17 protein-coding genes and 1 tRNA gene are annotated in these 15,668 nt (G+C 56.3%); 13 read left to right on the top strand and 5 right to left on the bottom strand.

The annotated features are described in order from the left end of the window. Positions 1-494: 494 nt before the first annotated feature. Entirely contained in the window at positions 495-1,661 is a 1,167-nt protein-coding gene (locus ACEWL3_RS10680) for a tyrosine-type recombinase/integrase (protein WP_386183224.1), read from the top strand. 148 nt (positions 1,662-1,809) lie between these two features. Here ACEWL3_RS10680 and ACEWL3_RS10675 read toward each other — a convergent pair. Further along, a tRNA-Thr gene (locus ACEWL3_RS10675) sits at positions 1,810-1,884 on the bottom strand. A 230-nt stretch (positions 1,885-2,114) separates the two neighbouring features. Between ACEWL3_RS10675 and ACEWL3_RS10670 the strand changes: the two genes are divergently transcribed. The 6 genes from ACEWL3_RS10670 (at position 2,115) to ACEWL3_RS10645 (ending at position 6,483) form a co-directional block, all read left to right on the top strand. After that, positions 2,115-2,294, top strand: a complete 180-nt coding sequence (locus tag ACEWL3_RS10670; protein ID WP_386183226.1) for a hypothetical protein — start codon at positions 2,115-2,117, stop codon at positions 2,292-2,294. A gap of 5 nt (positions 2,295-2,299) precedes the next feature. Then, a complete protein-coding gene (gene murA, locus ACEWL3_RS10665) occupies positions 2,300-3,571 on the top strand; it encodes a UDP-N-acetylglucosamine 1-carboxyvinyltransferase (RefSeq protein ID WP_386183228.1) in 1,272 nt (423 codons plus the stop codon). Next, positions 3,568-4,038, top strand: coding sequence for a DUF2948 family protein (locus tag ACEWL3_RS10660; RefSeq protein ID WP_386183230.1), 471 nt, complete (start codon positions 3,568-3,570; stop codon positions 4,036-4,038). Before murA ends, ACEWL3_RS10660 begins: the two co-directional genes overlap by 4 nt. Before the next feature lie 43 nt (positions 4,039-4,081). After that, positions 4,082-5,380 carry a histidinol dehydrogenase gene (gene hisD / locus ACEWL3_RS10655; RefSeq protein WP_386183232.1) on the top strand — a complete coding sequence of 433 codons (1,299 nt, stop codon included), beginning with the start codon at positions 4,082-4,084 and terminating at the stop codon, positions 5,378-5,380. Positions 5,381-5,539: 159 nt separating this feature from the next. Continuing rightward, positions 5,540-6,019, top strand: a complete 480-nt coding sequence (locus ACEWL3_RS10650) for a UPF0262 family protein (RefSeq protein ID WP_386183233.1) — start codon at positions 5,540-5,542, stop codon at positions 6,017-6,019. Positions 6,020-6,021: 2 nt separating this feature from the next. Further along, positions 6,022-6,483: an arsenate-mycothiol transferase ArsC gene (locus ACEWL3_RS10645; RefSeq protein WP_386183235.1), complete on the top strand. Its 462-nt coding sequence runs from the start codon at positions 6,022-6,024 to the stop codon at positions 6,481-6,483. Positions 6,484-6,502: 19 nt separating this feature from the next. Here the strand turns inward: ACEWL3_RS10645 and ACEWL3_RS10640 are convergent, their stop codons facing one another. After that, the gene (locus ACEWL3_RS10640; RefSeq protein ID WP_386183236.1) at positions 6,503-6,871 is read right to left on the bottom strand and encodes a hypothetical protein; all 369 of its coding nucleotides are present in this window, start codon (positions 6,869-6,871) and stop codon (positions 6,503-6,505) included. A 144-nt stretch (positions 6,872-7,015) separates the two neighbouring features. Continuing rightward, entirely contained in the window at positions 7,016-8,110 is a 1,095-nt protein-coding gene (locus ACEWL3_RS10635) for a porin (RefSeq protein ID WP_386183238.1), read from the bottom strand. Positions 8,111-8,362: 252 nt separating this feature from the next. Between ACEWL3_RS10635 and lepA the strand changes: the two genes are divergently transcribed. From lepA to ACEWL3_RS10605, 6 genes are all read left to right on the top strand, one after another. Then, positions 8,363-10,162: a translation elongation factor 4 gene (gene lepA, locus ACEWL3_RS10630; protein ID WP_386183240.1), complete on the top strand. Its 1,800-nt coding sequence runs from the start codon at positions 8,363-8,365 to the stop codon at positions 10,160-10,162. A gap of 173 nt (positions 10,163-10,335) precedes the next feature. Further along, positions 10,336-10,839 (top strand): hypothetical protein, encoded by a 504-nt coding sequence (locus ACEWL3_RS10625; protein ID WP_435000845.1) that lies wholly within the window; start codon positions 10,336-10,338, stop codon positions 10,837-10,839. An 18-nt stretch (positions 10,840-10,857) separates the two neighbouring features. Further along, the gene (locus ACEWL3_RS10620; protein ID WP_386183244.1) at positions 10,858-11,298 is read left to right on the top strand and encodes a hypothetical protein; all 441 of its coding nucleotides are present in this window, start codon (positions 10,858-10,860) and stop codon (positions 11,296-11,298) included. A gap of 144 nt (positions 11,299-11,442) precedes the next feature. Beyond that, positions 11,443-11,622: a hypothetical protein gene (locus ACEWL3_RS10615; RefSeq protein WP_386183246.1), complete on the top strand. Its 180-nt coding sequence runs from the start codon at positions 11,443-11,445 to the stop codon at positions 11,620-11,622. A 718-nt stretch (positions 11,623-12,340) separates the two neighbouring features. Next, entirely contained in the window at positions 12,341-12,847 is a 507-nt protein-coding gene (locus tag ACEWL3_RS10610; RefSeq protein WP_386183480.1) for an alkylphosphonate utilization protein, read from the top strand. A gap of 101 nt (positions 12,848-12,948) precedes the next feature. Beyond that, positions 12,949-13,779 carry a 3-oxoadipate:acetyl-CoA acetyltransferase gene (locus ACEWL3_RS10605; protein ID WP_386183248.1) on the top strand — a complete coding sequence of 277 codons (831 nt, stop codon included), beginning with the start codon at positions 12,949-12,951 and terminating at the stop codon, positions 13,777-13,779. Here the strand turns inward: ACEWL3_RS10605 and ACEWL3_RS10600 are convergent. Both ACEWL3_RS10600 and ACEWL3_RS10595 read right to left on the bottom strand, forming a co-directional pair. Further along, entirely contained in the window at positions 13,776-14,528 is a 753-nt protein-coding gene (locus ACEWL3_RS10600; protein ID WP_386183250.1) for a polysaccharide deacetylase family protein, read from the bottom strand. The two genes, ACEWL3_RS10605 and ACEWL3_RS10600, sit on opposite strands and share 4 nt — an antisense overlap. After that, positions 14,528-15,664 carry a glycosyltransferase family protein gene (locus ACEWL3_RS10595; protein WP_386183252.1) on the bottom strand — a complete coding sequence of 379 codons (1,137 nt, stop codon included), beginning with the start codon at positions 15,662-15,664 and terminating at the stop codon, positions 14,528-14,530. Before ACEWL3_RS10595 ends, ACEWL3_RS10600 begins: the two co-directional genes overlap by 1 nt. Between the last annotated feature and the right edge of the window lie 4 nt (positions 15,665-15,668).

Raw genomic sequence — 15,668 nt, 5'->3', positions numbered from 1 at the left:
AGGCAAAAGATCAAGAAACAGACAATCCGACAACGCCGCTTGCAACATCAAAAACAAGCAGCATAATCAATCACACAAACGAGCCAGAACCTCCAATGCTCAAGCCGCTCTGATGTCCCAATTTATATGACGACGGACACGCCCCGAGATTGACCATTTTGCCAATCCTGAGCGCAGCTTAGCTTGGATGTCTAGAATTCGACAGCGTAGTCGTCACCTTACAGGCTTGTCGAAGACGTTGATTCCAGTGTTTAATTTCGTTGGAAATGGGGGGAAGACTGGTGCCACCAAAGGGGTTCGAACCCCCAAGTCATCGCTTTCGAAGCAATTGCTCTACCAGTTGAGCTACGGCGGTATCGTTCTCTTATCGGCGCGGAATTCGATAGCCTTTCATCTTACCAGACGCAGTATCCTGCGATTGCATAACCAGATGAAAAGTCGAGCTTTTTCCTTGGATGTGCTTATAATGACATGTGGCCACAAGGAGGGTCACTATGCCAAGTTTACGTCTTACGCGCCGCGCTGTTGACGAAGTTCCCTTTCCCAAGAATGGGCAGGTTTTCTATCGTGACACTATGCTTTCCGGCTTTGGGTTGAGAGTTGGATCAAGGTCCAAGGTGTTTTTTGCTGAGGGACAGGTGAACCGGCGTACCAGACGCGTGACGATCGGGAGGGCCGACGTGTTCGCGCCAGAAATCGCTCGCAAGAAAGCTCTGGTAATTTTGGGCGACATGGCAGACGGCGTTGATCCGACAGCTGAGAAGCGTAAAGAATCCGTAAAAAAGATGACGGTTGAAAAGGCCTTCAACAAGTTCTTTGAAGCCAGACCGGATCTGGCAAAGGCAACGGTAGACAACTATTCGCGCACAGGGAACAAATACCTTAGATCGTGGGCGAAAAAGCCAATCAATGAGATCACACGACAGATGGTGTTGAAAAAGCACCAAGAGATGTCGCGCAATAACGGAAAGATTTCTGCAAATGACTCATTCCGTCATTTCCGCTCGGTCTACAATTTCATCGCAGCAACGGAAGATAACCTCCCGCCAAATCCAGTAAGTATTCTTAGCCAAGCAAGAGCTTGGAACAAGGAGCGGCGGCGTCAAACAATTATTGAGGCCAAACAGCTTCCCGCATGGTGGGCGGCAGTGATGGAAGAGCCCGACTACGCGCGCGACTTCATGTTTATCGCACTTTTCACCGGGATGCGCCGCAACGAGGTCGCAAGCCTGCGATGGGAGAACATTGATCTTGACGAGCGCAAGCTGCACTTGCCGACAACTAAGAATGGCGATCCACTGATGCTTCCGGTGTCTGACTACCTCTTCGCGTTGCTCCGAGACAGAAAACAAAACGCCGGGTCATCGCCATGGGTGTTTCCCGGCAAAGGTCCAGCAGGTCACATTGTCGAGCCCAAAAAGTTCTCTCAACGGGTCGCCGCTGCCTCAGGCGTAACTTTCACCCTTCACGACTTGCGCAGAACTTACATTACGATTGCTGAAAGCCTCGACATCCCACACTATGCACTCAAACGGCTGCTCAACCATCGCTCATCCGCCGACGTAACTGGCGGTTACATCATCATCAACGTCGATAGGTTGCGTGGCCCAGTAGAACTCATCTCCGAACGCATCCTGGCGATGAAAGAACCTAAGGATTGATAGCACAACGCTTCAACGACAGTAATTGGCTACAATCTAGACAATAGCGCTCTCGGATCACGTCCATTGGGACGCTTCTTAGGAAGCCGAATAGGTAAAGTGTGCGGTCGACGTTGGGGAGTTTTTATACTTTAAAATCATTGTCTTATGGTGCTGCTGGAGAGAATCGAACTCTCGACCTCTCCCTTACCAAGGGAGTGCTCTACCTCTGAGCTACAGCAGCCAAGCCATTTCAGAGCAGCAGGGCATATGCCCTACTAATACCCTACTAATTTTTACCTCACACTGCTAACTCACTGTTCTAACACACCAATTTGGAATGGACCTACCCATTACCAAGGGTGTGCTCTACCACTGAGCTACCACAGCATCGTGAGCGGGTGATTAGCGGCAAACCTTTTATGGTGCAACCCTAATCTGGACGCTGCTGCACCCCTGCGCTAGACAAGCGGCATGGCAAAAGATACGGCCCCTCAAAAGCCCCGAACCCAGGCTGAAATCCGTGAGGAGCGGCTGAAAGCGGCGTTAAAGGCCAACATGGCGCGGCGCAAGGCACAAAGCCGTGCGCGTAAAGGCGACAAGGGGCAGGGGAACACAGGCAATGGGCCGGATGGGTCCGAACAGGAAAGCTAAAGTTAATGGATTCTATTCTGGTCAAAGGTGGCGGCGAACTGCGCGGTCAAATCCCAATTGCAGGGGCCAAAAACGCCTGCCTGACCCTGATGCCCGCAACATTGCTCAGTGAAGAACCGCTGACACTGACCAATGCGCCGCGCCTCAGTGACATCCGCACAATGACCGAATTGCTCAGATCTTTGGGTGCTGAGGTCACGTCGCTGCAAGGGGGTCAGGTGATCGCCATGTCCAGCCATGGCGCGGTCAATACCCGTGCGGATTATGATATCGTGCGCAAGATGCGCGCCTCCAATCTGGTGCTGGGTCCGCTTTTGGCGCGCGAAGGCCATGCCGAAGTGTCGCTGCCCGGTGGATGTGCGATTGGGGCACGCCCGATGGACATTCACACCGATGGCCTTGCGAAAATGGGTGCAGAGATTGAATTGCGCGATGGCTATCTCCACGCCAAGGCCAAGGGCGGAAAGCTGCAGGGGGCGGTTGTCGACTTTCCCTTTGCGAGTGTCGGTGCGACCGAGAATATCATGATGGCCGCGACCCTTGCCAAGGGCACGACAGTGATCAACAACGCAGCCCGCGAGCCTGAGATTGTCGATCTGGCAACCTGTCTGCGCGCCATGGGTGCACAGATCGACGGCGATGGGACCCCTAGCATTACCGTTCAGGGCGTGGACAGTTTGCACGGTGCCACCCACCGCGTTGTCACGGACCGGATTGAACTGGGCACCTATATGCTGGCCCCCGCGATCTGCGGCGGCGAGGTGGAGCTGCTGGGTGGCAAGCTAAGCCTTGTTGAGGCGTTCTGTGAAAAACTCGATGCGGCGGGTATTTCCGTGACAGAGACGAAAAGCGGTCTGAGTGTTGCGCGTAAGAACGGTCGCATTCGGGCGGTTGATGTCATTACTGAACCGTTCCCCGGCTTCCCGACTGATCTGCAGGCCCAGATGATGGCGCTGTTGTGCACGGCTGAGGGCACGTCGGTGTTGGAAGAAAAGATTTTCGAGAACCGCTTTATGCACGCCCCCGAACTGGAACGCATGGGGGCCGATATCGAGGTTCACGGCGGTACGGCCACGGTCAAAGGTGTCAAGAAACTCAAAGGTGCGCCGGTGATGGCGACCGATCTGCGCGCCTCAGTGTCCCTGATCCTTGCGGGTCTGGCGGCAGAGGGCGAAACCAAAGTGGCGCGCGTCTATCACCTTGATCGGGGCTATGAGCATGTCGTGGCCAAGCTGCGCGGCGTGGGTGCCAATATTGAACGGATATCCGAAAAATGACCGATGATGCACGTTTCGAGGACGGCCGTGAGGCACCGCTTAATCTGGGTGCGCTGGATGGCGATGATCTTGCGGTGATTTCCTCGCTCTCTCAGGATGCGGTGTTTCCGGCCTCCGAGATGCGCTGGCACCGAAAGGGCGCGCGGTTTGCGCTGCTGCTCAACCGGGTCCGCTGGGAGGATGACGGCAATACCCGTCATGGCCCGGAACGTGTGCAATCGGTGCTGATGTTCAACAATGTGCGCGCCGTCGCCAGTCAGGGCGTGCCAAAGGGCGATGCCGATACCATTCTGTCCCTGCTCAGCATCACGTTTGAGCAGACCGATGCGCCGTCGGGCCATCTTATCCTGACACTTGCAGGGGACGGTGCGATCCGGCTGGAGGTTGAGGCGGTTGAGGTGACGTTAAAGGATGTCACAAAACCCTATGTCGCCCCGTCAAAAATGCTTCCGCATCACCCCGAATGATCCTGCCCTGACCTTTGTCTCTTTTTCTGGAGCATCCCGCCCCATGCCCGTGACCCTAGACGCCACTTCGACGGATTTTGAAGCCGCCTTTGCCACGCTGCTGAATGCCAAACGCGAGGACAGTCCCGATGTGGATGCCGTCGTTGCAGATATCATCGCCGATGTCCGGGCGCGCGGTGATGCGGCGGTGTTTGATCTGACCGCCAAGTTTGACCGCATCACCTTGACCTCAGACACCCTGCGCATCACCAGCGAAGAAATCGCAGATGCAATAGGTAAGGTCACGCCGGACGACCGGACCGCCCTTGAACTGGCCGCTACGCGCATCCGCGCATACCACGCCCGACAATTGCCTGAAGATGCGGAATGGACCGATGTCGCGGGGGCCACGCTTGGCTGGCGCTGGACACCGGTATCGGCTGCAGGTCTCTATGTGCCGGGTGGCTTGGCAAGTTATCCGTCGTCCGTGCTGATGAACGCGATCCCGGCCAAGGTCGCGGGCGTGCCGCGTTTGGCGATGGTGGTGCCGACGCCGGATGGCGTGCTGAATCCGCTGGTCCTGCTGGCAGCACATATTTCGGGTGTGGACGAGATTTACCGCATCGGCGGCGCACAGGCCGTTGCGGCGCTTGCCTATGGCACCGCCACGATTGCGCCCGTGGACAAGATCACGGGCCCCGGCAACGCCTTTGTGGCCGCCGCGAAACGCCGCGTCTTTGGCAAGGTCGGCATCGACATGATTGCCGGTCCATCCGAAATTCTGGTGATCGCGGATGCGGACAATAACCCTGATTGGATCGCCCTTGATCTTCTCTCTCAGGCCGAGCACGACGAAAGCGCGCAATCCATACTGATCACCACCGATGCGGGTTTTGGTCAGAAGGTCGCGCAGGCGGTGGACGAGCGGCTGAAAACCCTTGAACGCCGCGCGATTGCCGGGGTCAGCTGGCGCGACAACGGGGCGATCATCACCGTGCCTGACCTTGAAACTGCCGCCGCTCTGTCAAATCGGATTGCCCCCGAACACCTTGAACTGTGTGTGGCGGATCCAGAGGCGCTGAGCAGCCAGATCACCCACGCGGGCGCGATTTTCCTTGGTCAATGGACGCCAGAGGCCATTGGCGATTATGTCAGCGGCCCGAACCACGTGTTGCCAACTGCGCGGTCGGCTCGGTTCTCGTCTGGGCTGTCGGTGCTGGACTTTATGAAGCGCACGACGCTGGCCCGGATGACGCCTGATGCGCTGCGGGCCATTGGCCCTGCGGCTGCGCGACTGGCCACATCTGAAAGCCTTGAGGCGCATGGGCTGAGCGTCACGGCCCGCCTTGATAAGCTCAATTGACGGTGTCAGGGCCGTGGCGCATCCATATGTGCAGCCTGAATAAGACAATGATGGCCAGACTTTGCTCAGGGCAGTACCGCGATTGATCAAAGAGGGCGGCTAGTCTAGACAACCCAGAACTGCAACCAACTGTCCTCACGTGTTCAAGAGTGTCGCCCTATGTCCCGCATCACCCATATCGTCCTAGATGACGCGAACCTTCCGCCGCCCACGCCCGAGATCGAGCAGGAGCGCAAGGTGGCCATGTTTGACCTTCTGGAAGACAATACATTTGTCCTGCCCTCACGCGATGAACGTGCACCACTGCAAGGCCCATACCACCTTGGCCTGTCGATCCGCGACAAACGGCTGGTGTTCGATGTGAACACCGAAGACGCGGAAAAGGCGGCGGAATTCCATCTCTCGCTCGGGCCCTTCCGGCAGGTTGTGAAAGACTACTTTCAGATCTGCGAAAGCTATTTCGACGCGGTCAAGAAACTGCCACCCAGCCAGATTGAAACCATCGACATGGCTCGGCGCGGCATCCATAACGAAGGCAGCCGGGTCTTGCAGGAACGACTTGAAGGCAAGGCCGAAATTGACGCCGACACCGCGCGCCGCCTGTTCACCCTGATCTGCGTTCTACACTTCGGGGGCTAAGCGTGACGCAAGAATTACCTCAATCGGTACTTTTTTGTTGCGATTACAACGCTGTCCGGTCCCCCATGGCCGAAGGGATCATGAAAAAATTCTATGGCACCGATACCTATGTGCAATCGGTCGGGGTCAAGAATGATTTGGAAATTGATGGGTTTTCCATCGCTGTCTGCGCCGAAATAAATGTCGAACTCAGCCGTCACCGGTCGCGCAGTTTTGACGAGATGGAGCAATGGGGCGACGACCTGTCATCCTTTGATCTTGTCATTGCGCTCTCACCCGCCAGCCAGCGCCGGGCGCTAGAACTCACGCGATTTTTTCACCTGACCGTCGAATATTGGCCGATCCTCGATCCCACTGGCCTTGGTGACAACCGCGATGCCAAACTGGTCCAATTCAGGGCCGCGCGTGATCAGATCGCCAGCCGGTTGATCGAACGGTTTGGCCCGCCGCTTGAGACGGGCTGACAGGGACTGCGATTAATACTCAGACGTTGCCGCAGGCCGCCGCCGCATTTTGCCCAAATTCTTTCCACGCCAGCCAAAAGCGTTCATTGCTGGCATTTTTGGATTGCCGAATTTCCTGCGCCTTATGCGGGTCTTTGAATAACTGGACGCCGCGCCGTTGATCTCCGGCATCCAGAGACTGGTCTGCTACCGCCTGCACACAGCCGCAGCGCGCGGGCGTCGCCGCCTTTCGGTTGGCGGACACACATGCCCGATGAATGGGCCCTGTCGCAAACAGCACCGGTTGCGCGTAATAGCCGCGATTTGCGTTGCCGCTGGAATAGCGCGACCCGCCCCCACACGCGGCCAAACTGACCAACGCCACAGATGCCACAATCATTCGTATCATTTTACTGCCTCGTTACCCGTGGACCTTTGGGGTTTGCCCCTTGGTGGTCCGGTTCTGCCTATGCGGGAGTATGCCGGATTTGCGGGCAGGGGGCAATTCACGTTTGAGGGGGGGCACGTCTCGCGCACCCCCGGATGGCAGGGATCAGAATTTCCAGCGTGCCCCGACAAAGGCAACGTCGATATCTTCGATCGGTGGTCCTGCGTTTTCAAATTCAAAGCGGCGATAGCTGGCATAAAGTTCCACCTCATAGGCATCCAGCTTTTGTACCGCTGCAATGCCATAAGAAGTTGATTCCGAACCCGAGGTCTGGAAATCATCGCCTTGATAATAGTCCAATGATACGGCGGTTTCTCCGAATGCGAACCAATCGCGCTTTATGCCACCTTTGACATAGACATAATTGTCGTCGCCCTGTTGCTGACGCCCGCCCGCAACGGCCAGATTGAGGCCCGTTGGCTCATGCAGGATCGCCACCGACCCCAGCAGCAATTCCTCTGCGCTGTCACGAATTGAATAACCAAGCCTGCCGGCAACTTTATACTGGCCATAGTCTTTGTCGTACTTCAGTCCGAGGTCGTAAAATTCGCCATCATTGCCGCGTGCAAGGACTTCCTCACCCGCGGAAACGGCCAATCCAAAGCCATTGTAGGTTGGCGTGTCATAGCGAACGCGGAAACGCCGTGATCCATCAAATGCACTAAACGCATTGCCAACCGTTGTGCCCGCATTGGCACCAGTGGACAGGCGAAACTGCTGTGACCCCGCCTGATCCTGCAACGATGAATAGGCGATCACACTGGTACCTGAAAAATCGGCTTCTGCCGAACCGTCCGTGGCGATGCTGCCCTGACCGATTGAAAATGTACCGATATTGGGCGTCTGATAGATGAGTTCGAATTTGCGGAGGTCGGTGCGGCGAAAGTTCTCTTCGAAATCATCGTTTCCGCGGCTGATGCTGCTGGATCCGGTCAATCCCAGTGCGGATTCAAAGTGTAGCCTGAATTCGCCACCATTGGAGAGACCTTGTTTGTAGATCACTCCGACGCGGCTGTTTGAATTGTCGTTGTCTGTAAACGCGCTTTCTGAGCCAAAGCCGTCATCGACACTGATGATGCCCAGGTTCAACTGACCGTAAAAATCGATGCTCACGCCCGTATCCTGGGCCTGTGCTGCGAAGGGCAGGCTCGCTGCTATGACGGTGCCTGCAACTGCGGGGAATATAGTGGTTCGGGCCAAGGTCATATCCTCTCAAGATCCCGCACCCCGTCGGTGCAGGCTATACCACCAAGATAGGAACCAATTGGTTCACTTTGAATTGCACATTCGCTTGAGGTCCGTGCATCTGCGCACAGTGCGTATTCCAAACCGGCCCCACGAAAGCGTGAGCTTTTCAAGACGCGTCTTGTGAAACCCGTCCCGATTGCAGGTCTTGCAACATGCGCCATCAACCACCTTGACCAACCCCCCAAACCGCATCATATCCCCTTCATGACACCACTTTCACACATCCGCAATTTCTCCATCGTCGCCCATATCGACCATGGTAAATCCACGCTTGCTGACCGCTTGATCCAGTCGACCAATACCGTGGCCGACCGCGACATGAAGGAACAGATGCTTGATTCCATGGACATCGAACGCGAGCGCGGCATCACCATCAAAGCCCAGACCGTGCGGATCAATTATACCGCCGACAATGGCGAGGATTATGTCCTCAACCTGATCGACACCCCCGGTCACGTGGACTTTGCCTATGAGGTCAGCCGGTCTATGCGCGCCGTCGAAGGGTCACTGCTGGTTGTTGACAGCACCCAGGGCGTCGAGGCGCAGACATTGGCCAACGTCTATCACGCGCTGGATGCGGATCACGAGATCGTACCGGTGCTGAACAAGATCGATTTGCCCGCGTCCGAGTGTGACCGTGTGGCCGAACAGATTGAGGATGTCATCGGCATTGATGCATCCCAAGCGATCCGCGTTTCTGCCAAAACCGGTGTGGGTATTCACGAAACGCTTGAGGCCGTGGTGCACCGTTTGCCCGCGCCCAAAGGCACCCTTGATGCGCCCTTGAAGGCGATGCTGGTGGATTCTTGGTACGACAGCTATCTCGGCGTGATCGTTCTCGTCCGCATCATCGACGGTCAGCTGAAAAAAGGCGACAAGGTGCGGATGATGCAGAACGGGTCGGTCCACCATGTCGACCGCATCGGTGTGTTCCGTCCGGCAATGACCGAAATTGATGTGCTCGGCCCCGGTGAAATCGGCTTCCTGACCGCCTCGATCAAACAGGTCCGCGACACCCGTGTCGGCGACACCATCACCCACGAAAAACGCGGCTGCGACAAGCCATTGCCCGGCTTTAAACCCGCGCAGCCAGTGGTGTTCTGTGGCCTGTTCCCGGTAGACGCTGCCGAATTCGAAGACCTGCGCGACAGCATCGAAAAACTGGCGCTCAACGACGCCTCGTTCAGCTTTGAAATGGAAACCTCCGCCGCACTGGGCTTTGGCTTTCGCTGCGGTTTCCTTGGCCTGCTGCACCTTGAGGTGATCCGCGACCGGATTGAGCGTGAATATGACATCAACCTGATCACCACCGCGCCATCGGTGATCTATGACATCCACATGAAGGACGGCACGGTCACGCAATTGCACAACCCCGCCGACATGCCCGATCTGACGTTTGTGGAACATATCGAAGAGCCGCGCATCAAGGCGACGATTCTGGTGCCCGATGACTACCTCGGCGTTGTGCTGAAACTCTGCCAGGACCGCCGCGGCATCCAGCTGGACCTGACCTATGCCGGGTCCCGCGCCATGGTGGTCTATGATCTGCCGCTGAACGAAGTGGTGTTTGATTTCTACGATCGCCTGAAAAGCGTGACCAAAGGCTATGCGTCATTCGATTATCAGATGATCGGCTATCGCACCGACCAATTGGTGAAAATGTCGATTCTAGTGAACGACGAACCCGTTGATGCCCTGTCCACCATGGTCCACCGCGACCGGGCCGAGGCGCGGGGCCGCGCGATGGTCGAAAAGCTCAAAGACCTGATCCCCCGCCACATGTTCAAAATCCCGATCCAGGCGGCGATTGGCGGCAAAGTGATCGCCCGCGAGACTTTGTCGGCGATGCGCAAGGACGTGACGGCGAAGTGCTACGGTGGCGACGCCACGCGCAAGAAGAAGCTGCTGGAAAAGCAGAAGGCCGGTAAGAAGAAGATGCGTCAATTTGGTAAGGTGGATATTCCACAGGAGGCTTTCATCAGCGCACTGAAAATGGATGGGTGAACGCCGGTTCGGGGCTTGCCCCGGCAAACGCTCCAGTGGAGCGATTGAGGCGTGAACGGGCGGAGCCCCGTGGGTGCGTGTATCGCGACCTGAATGGGGTATTGTATTGCAAAGCAATGCGCGTTCCCGCACGGTGCATTGATCTTCATTTGAAGTTGAGAAAGTAAAAAAGCATGCGAAACGTGAAACAGCATAAAAATCGCATATTATTTTTTTTACTCTTTCTAATTCTGAATATTTTTATCGTGAGTTGGATGCCAAGAATGGGCTTCTCTCAAGGATCGTCGGAAAAATATCCTCTGACCAAAAAGGCATACGCTATTATTCATAAAGACAAGATGGCAGATACGATACCATGCGACATAGGGCGTGGAACCCCCGTTCCACTGGCAAACAATAGAACGTCAATAGGTAGTGTCCGAGATTGTGAGCAACATATTATATCAATTGACCAAGCCATCAATCTCTTAGAAGAATACAATCGTATTATGTGTTTGGGAAAGAAAACAAAAAAACACCCAATTGCTGTGACTTGGTACTCCCCGGAGCAACTTTGCTATGAAATAAATAGGTTAGGTTATCCTCATCGCCTCGAAAATTTGAAGATTAGGATCGCAGAACAAAGGGATTATCTTAAGAAATGTATTGAAAAGGAAAGTAAGGGGCAAAAGTGCTAGGAAATAAGGGGCACAGACATGTTTTCGAATATTGATAAGATGGTTAGCGGTTTGGAAGTGCACACTTTGCCGATAATTGTTGGAATAGCCATTCCCATGTCAGTAGTCTTACTAGCACTCTTGGTGTCGAGATATTTCCCGAATAAATGCCATGCGTTCGTTGTGGGGCCAATACCACCCTATCTAGGTGCCGGACTTTCAGCGACCTTATCATCTTATTTGTGGGCAGTAAATCCGAAGTCTGGCCTCATTAGTGTATCCATTTTACTCCTAGTAATCTCAATTCCATTCATTCCATTCTTAGATAAATTGGTTCGGACTAAAGGAATTGAAAATCTCAACAGTGATCGGCTAAAAATTGATATTCGATCAGGTGCATTGCCTGCTTTGGGTGCACTTATCGTATTTTTACTTAATGCACATTTTTATGCAATTGTTCTGGCTTATTCACCGCTTTAGCAGTAATAGATTGATTGCAGTGAATCCGTACTAACCGCCTAAATTAAATTGTACCCACATCACTTGACCCAAATCAAAGCCCACCCCCTACACCGCCTGCTATCCGTCCTTTCAAACCTTCCACCCCTCGAAAGGACCGAAGCCATGTTCCGCCTTGCCGCCATGCTCTATTCCATCATCGCCACCTCGCTTGCCGGGGCGGGGGTGATTGCCGTGTTGACCATGGGACACGTCAGTCTGATCCCGATCCTTGGGGCCGCAGCCGTTGGGGCGGTCGTTGCGCTGCCTGTGGCGTTCTTGGTGGCCAAACGCATTCTGCGCTAAGGGTGGGTCGGGGCAACGGGGGCATCTCACCGGTTCCCCTGCCTGCACCTGCCGCAAGGGTGCCGCCCTTGCGTGATCCTATGCAAAATTTTGGCCGCCGCAGTCTGCCCCAACCTGCCCAGACCCTTCCCCCCATAACCCGCCGCACCTAAACGCATTTTCGCGGTTATCCACCAGTTACCCACAGGGGAAACCCCTGCAAATTCAACATGTTATCCACAAGAAATTTCGCTCACCTGCGATTTTTCTGTTGCGCGACTCACCTACCGTGCGCAATCTGATTTCACCGTTCCAGCGTTCTTAGAACAAAGGAGTGGACGCAAAGGCCCCTAAGGGTGGTGGCGTTTCGGGATAGGCTCTTCGGGGTCAGGCCCGTTTCGCAAACTCTCTCAGGATGCAGGTCGGATCGCGTGGGGTTGAAAGACCCGTGGCGAAAGGGCGGTATCAACAGGGTTGGCGTGGGGGACAGTTGGTTTTCGGATCAGCAGTCTCGGAGACGGGTGGTAACGCCCCGATCAAGCTGGGCCGAAATATCGCCCTCTGGGGGGATGATAGGTTCAAGAAGGCGTCAGGTTGGAGAGGATTTCGGTCCAAACCCCTGGCGCCTTTTCCCGTTTCAGGGCGGCGTTTCCTTATGCACAGGGACAGGCGGCCTTTGGTGTGCCGCCTGCGCGACAAAGCAATTGCAGATCGCCGGAACCCGCCCTACACCGATCCCATGACATGCCCCCTGTGCGCCACGCCCGACACCCCGCTGATCACCACCGCCGTTCCCGGTGGTCCTGCGGATGCCTCTGCCGATATCTGTGGCTTCTGCGCCGATCAGCTCGGCAATCCAAATCCCGACCATTTCCGCGCCCTTGCCAGCACCATGTGGTCCGAAGACCCGGCCATTCAGGTGCTTGCCGCGCGCACCTTGGCCCAGATTGCTGAGCCCTGGGCCAATGACCTTGCCGATCAGCTGTACCTTGATGATGACACCCGTGCATGGGCTGACAATGTGCCGGATCAGACCGACCATAAAGACAGCAACGGCCAGCCGCTGGTCAGTGGCGACACCGTGGTGTTGATCAAGGACCTGCCCGTCAAAGGCGCAGGCTTTACCGCCAAGCGCGGCACGGCGGTTCACAAGATCAGCCTTGTTCAGGACAATCCCGCCCATATCGAGGGGCGCGTTGATGGCCAGCGGATTGTGATCCTGACCGAGTTCGTCAAAAAGCGGTAGCCCCATCGACAGCCGGGGTGCCGATGTGGAACACTCGCCGCACATCCCCATCGGTCCCGCACACCGACGCGATACCGACAAAATACCGACGGAGCACCGACATGCCAAACCCCTGTATTCTTTGCGTCGCCATCACTGGTTCCGTGCCGACAAAAGCCGCCAATCCGGCGGTGCCGATCAGCATCGCGGAACAGATTGAATCGACCCATGAGGCGTTTGAAGCAGGGGCGTCTATCTGCCACGCCCATGTCCGCAATCCCGATGAAACACCGTCGTCGGACCCCGAGAAGTTTGCAGCCTTGCAAGAGGGGGTCAGGAAACATTGTCCGGGTATGATCATCCAATTCTCCACCGGGGGCAGGTCTGGTGCCGGGCAGGAACGGGGCGGTATGTTATCCTTGCGGCCAGACATGGCGTCGCTCTCTGTCGGCTCCAACAACTTTCCCACGCGGGTTTATGAGAACCCGCCGCAGTTGGTGGATTGGCTGGCCTCAGAGATGCGTCAGTATGAGGTAAAGCCCGAAATTGAGGCGTTCGATCTGTCCCACATCCACAAAGCGGCCGAAATGAACCGCGATGGGCGTATTCCGGGGCAATTGTATATCCAGTTTGTGATGGGCGTGAAGAACGCTATGCCTGCCGACCGAGAAACCTTTGATTTCTATATTAAAACGGTTAATCGCCTGTCACCCGATGCGCAATGGTGTGCGGCAGGTGTCGGTCCCAATCAGATCGTGCTGAACGACTGGGCAATTGCCGCAGGCGGTCATGCGCGTGCGGGTCTGGAAGATAACGTGCGGATAGACAAAGACACCCTTGCACCGTCAAATGCGGCCCTGATCAAACGGGCGGCGGATCTCTGCGAGAGATATGCACGCCCCGTTGCGACGCCCGCACAGGCGCGTGAAATTCTGGGACTGCGGCCTGGCTAAGGCAGTGCGGCGCGCAGATCACATGGCACAGCACCGCCCTCCAGCAAGATTGACAGACATGCGCGGGTGAACTCCCATATCGCTGCATCATGCACCAAATGATGGGTGAGAAATCCAAGCGGTTCGGTGGCGTCGGCCCGCCCCTCGCGGCGGTCGGTCAACACTTGAACGAGCGCCGCTATCTGTAGCTCAGGTGCCACCAAACCACCGCCAGCCCGCCAATGGACAGGGTCCATATGCGTGTTGATCTGGACCAATCCGGGCGCTGCAAGACGTGTTTCGCGTGGCGTATAGGTGGACAGGGCGACATAGCCTTGCTGAGGCAAATGCGCGATAATGCTCGCATCAATCCGGTTCCAGGGCGGCACAAACATTGGCAACAGGTCGTTGCCAAACAGCCCGCGCAAACAGGTCAGGCCCGCGGCAGTTTCCGTTTCCGCTTGCGCCCGCGGATGACCAAACTCGGCTTTCTTTTGTCCGTCCGGGGCGTGATTTTGATGTGCCCATCCGTGGACCACCGGAATGGCCCAAGGCGTGGCGGCACAGGCATTAGCCAATGTTTGTTTTGCGGTTTTCGGGATCACCGCAACATGTACCGGCAGTCTCAAATCTTGCGCCAGGCCCAGCAAGGTCTGTAACGCGGGTGTGTTTTCAACCGCATCATCATCACGCCACCATAAAGGCAAGGGGCGGCCTTCATCGCGCCAACGCGCCAGCTCAGACGTCAGGGGGGACCAGTTAGTTTTCATCACATGGCCTCAAGATGATGCGCGGTGATCTTGACCGTCTCGCGTGCCCCGTCAAACCCGGCTTGCCGCGGGGCGCGGCAGGCGGTAAGCGTTACCTCCAGAAGTGCTTTTGTCAGACGATCGGGCGACAAATCCGCACTGCGCAGCACCGCGATGCCCGGCAATCTTGCCAAGGCATCGGCGCGCAGACCCTGTTCAACCTCGCTACCTGCATCAAAGGGGATGAAAACTGCCGGACATCCGGTTTGCAGAACATCGAGCGCGGTGTTGTAGCCACACATTGAAACGGATGCGGCGGCATGGTGAAGCATTTGCCGAAAGTCAGGACGCGCAGGTTCAACGGTTACATTGGCAGGGGCCGCCCGCGCCATATCCGCACCGCGTTCTGCGGCATCCGCACCCCCGACCAAAATGCGCCAATGGCGGTCGGGGTCTTGGCGCGCGGCACCGATTGCGGCTGCGAAAATATGTGCGCCGACATCTCCTCCGCCGGCACTGACGATCACCTCATTCGTGCCGCTGCGCTGGGGGTGCGGTGACGGGGCCGGGGGGGCCACAAAGCCGGTGTAGTGCAGTTTCGGTGCAAGGGCCTCTGACACGGGCCAGCTTAGTTCGAGCGGTGTCACATCGCGGTCGGAATGGACCAAAACCATGTCATAGAAGGTGTCGATCAATTGATCTGCCAGAACCGCTTTTTTGGGTTTCGATGGCGGGGCCAGAATATCGCGGATGGACGAACAGATCAGCGGGCGGTGGGGCAGGTTGTGGGCGGCCTGTAACAGTGCCTCAAATTCAGCGCGTAATATTCGACGGCCAAAGGGAAAAAGTTCGGTGATCAGAATATCGGGAGCCTGAGCGGCCAGTCGACCCAGCAGGGCAGCGATGCGGTCGCCCATCATTGCGTCCGAGGCGGGCGCGCCCTGATCATCAAGCAGAACGGTGAAGTTGACCCCGTCAGAGCGCACAGGCGGCAGTTGCAGAATTTGGACATCGCCGCGATCAAGCTGCGCTGCGGGCATGCCGCCAGATGCGATGGTGACGGTGTGTCCTAACGTTATATAGGCGCGTGCCAGCGTCAGCGCGCGGGCCAGATGCCCGGTGCCCAAAAGATGCGTGACCACGATCATGACGTTCACGTCA

The sequence above is a fragment of the Sulfitobacter sediminivivens genome, from assembly GCF_042611115.2.
GTDB lineage: Bacteria > Pseudomonadota > Alphaproteobacteria > Rhodobacterales > Rhodobacteraceae > Sulfitobacter > Sulfitobacter sediminivivens.
The sequence above is the reverse complement of the archived record's forward strand: the minus strand, read 5'-3'. Positions and strand labels throughout refer to the sequence as shown.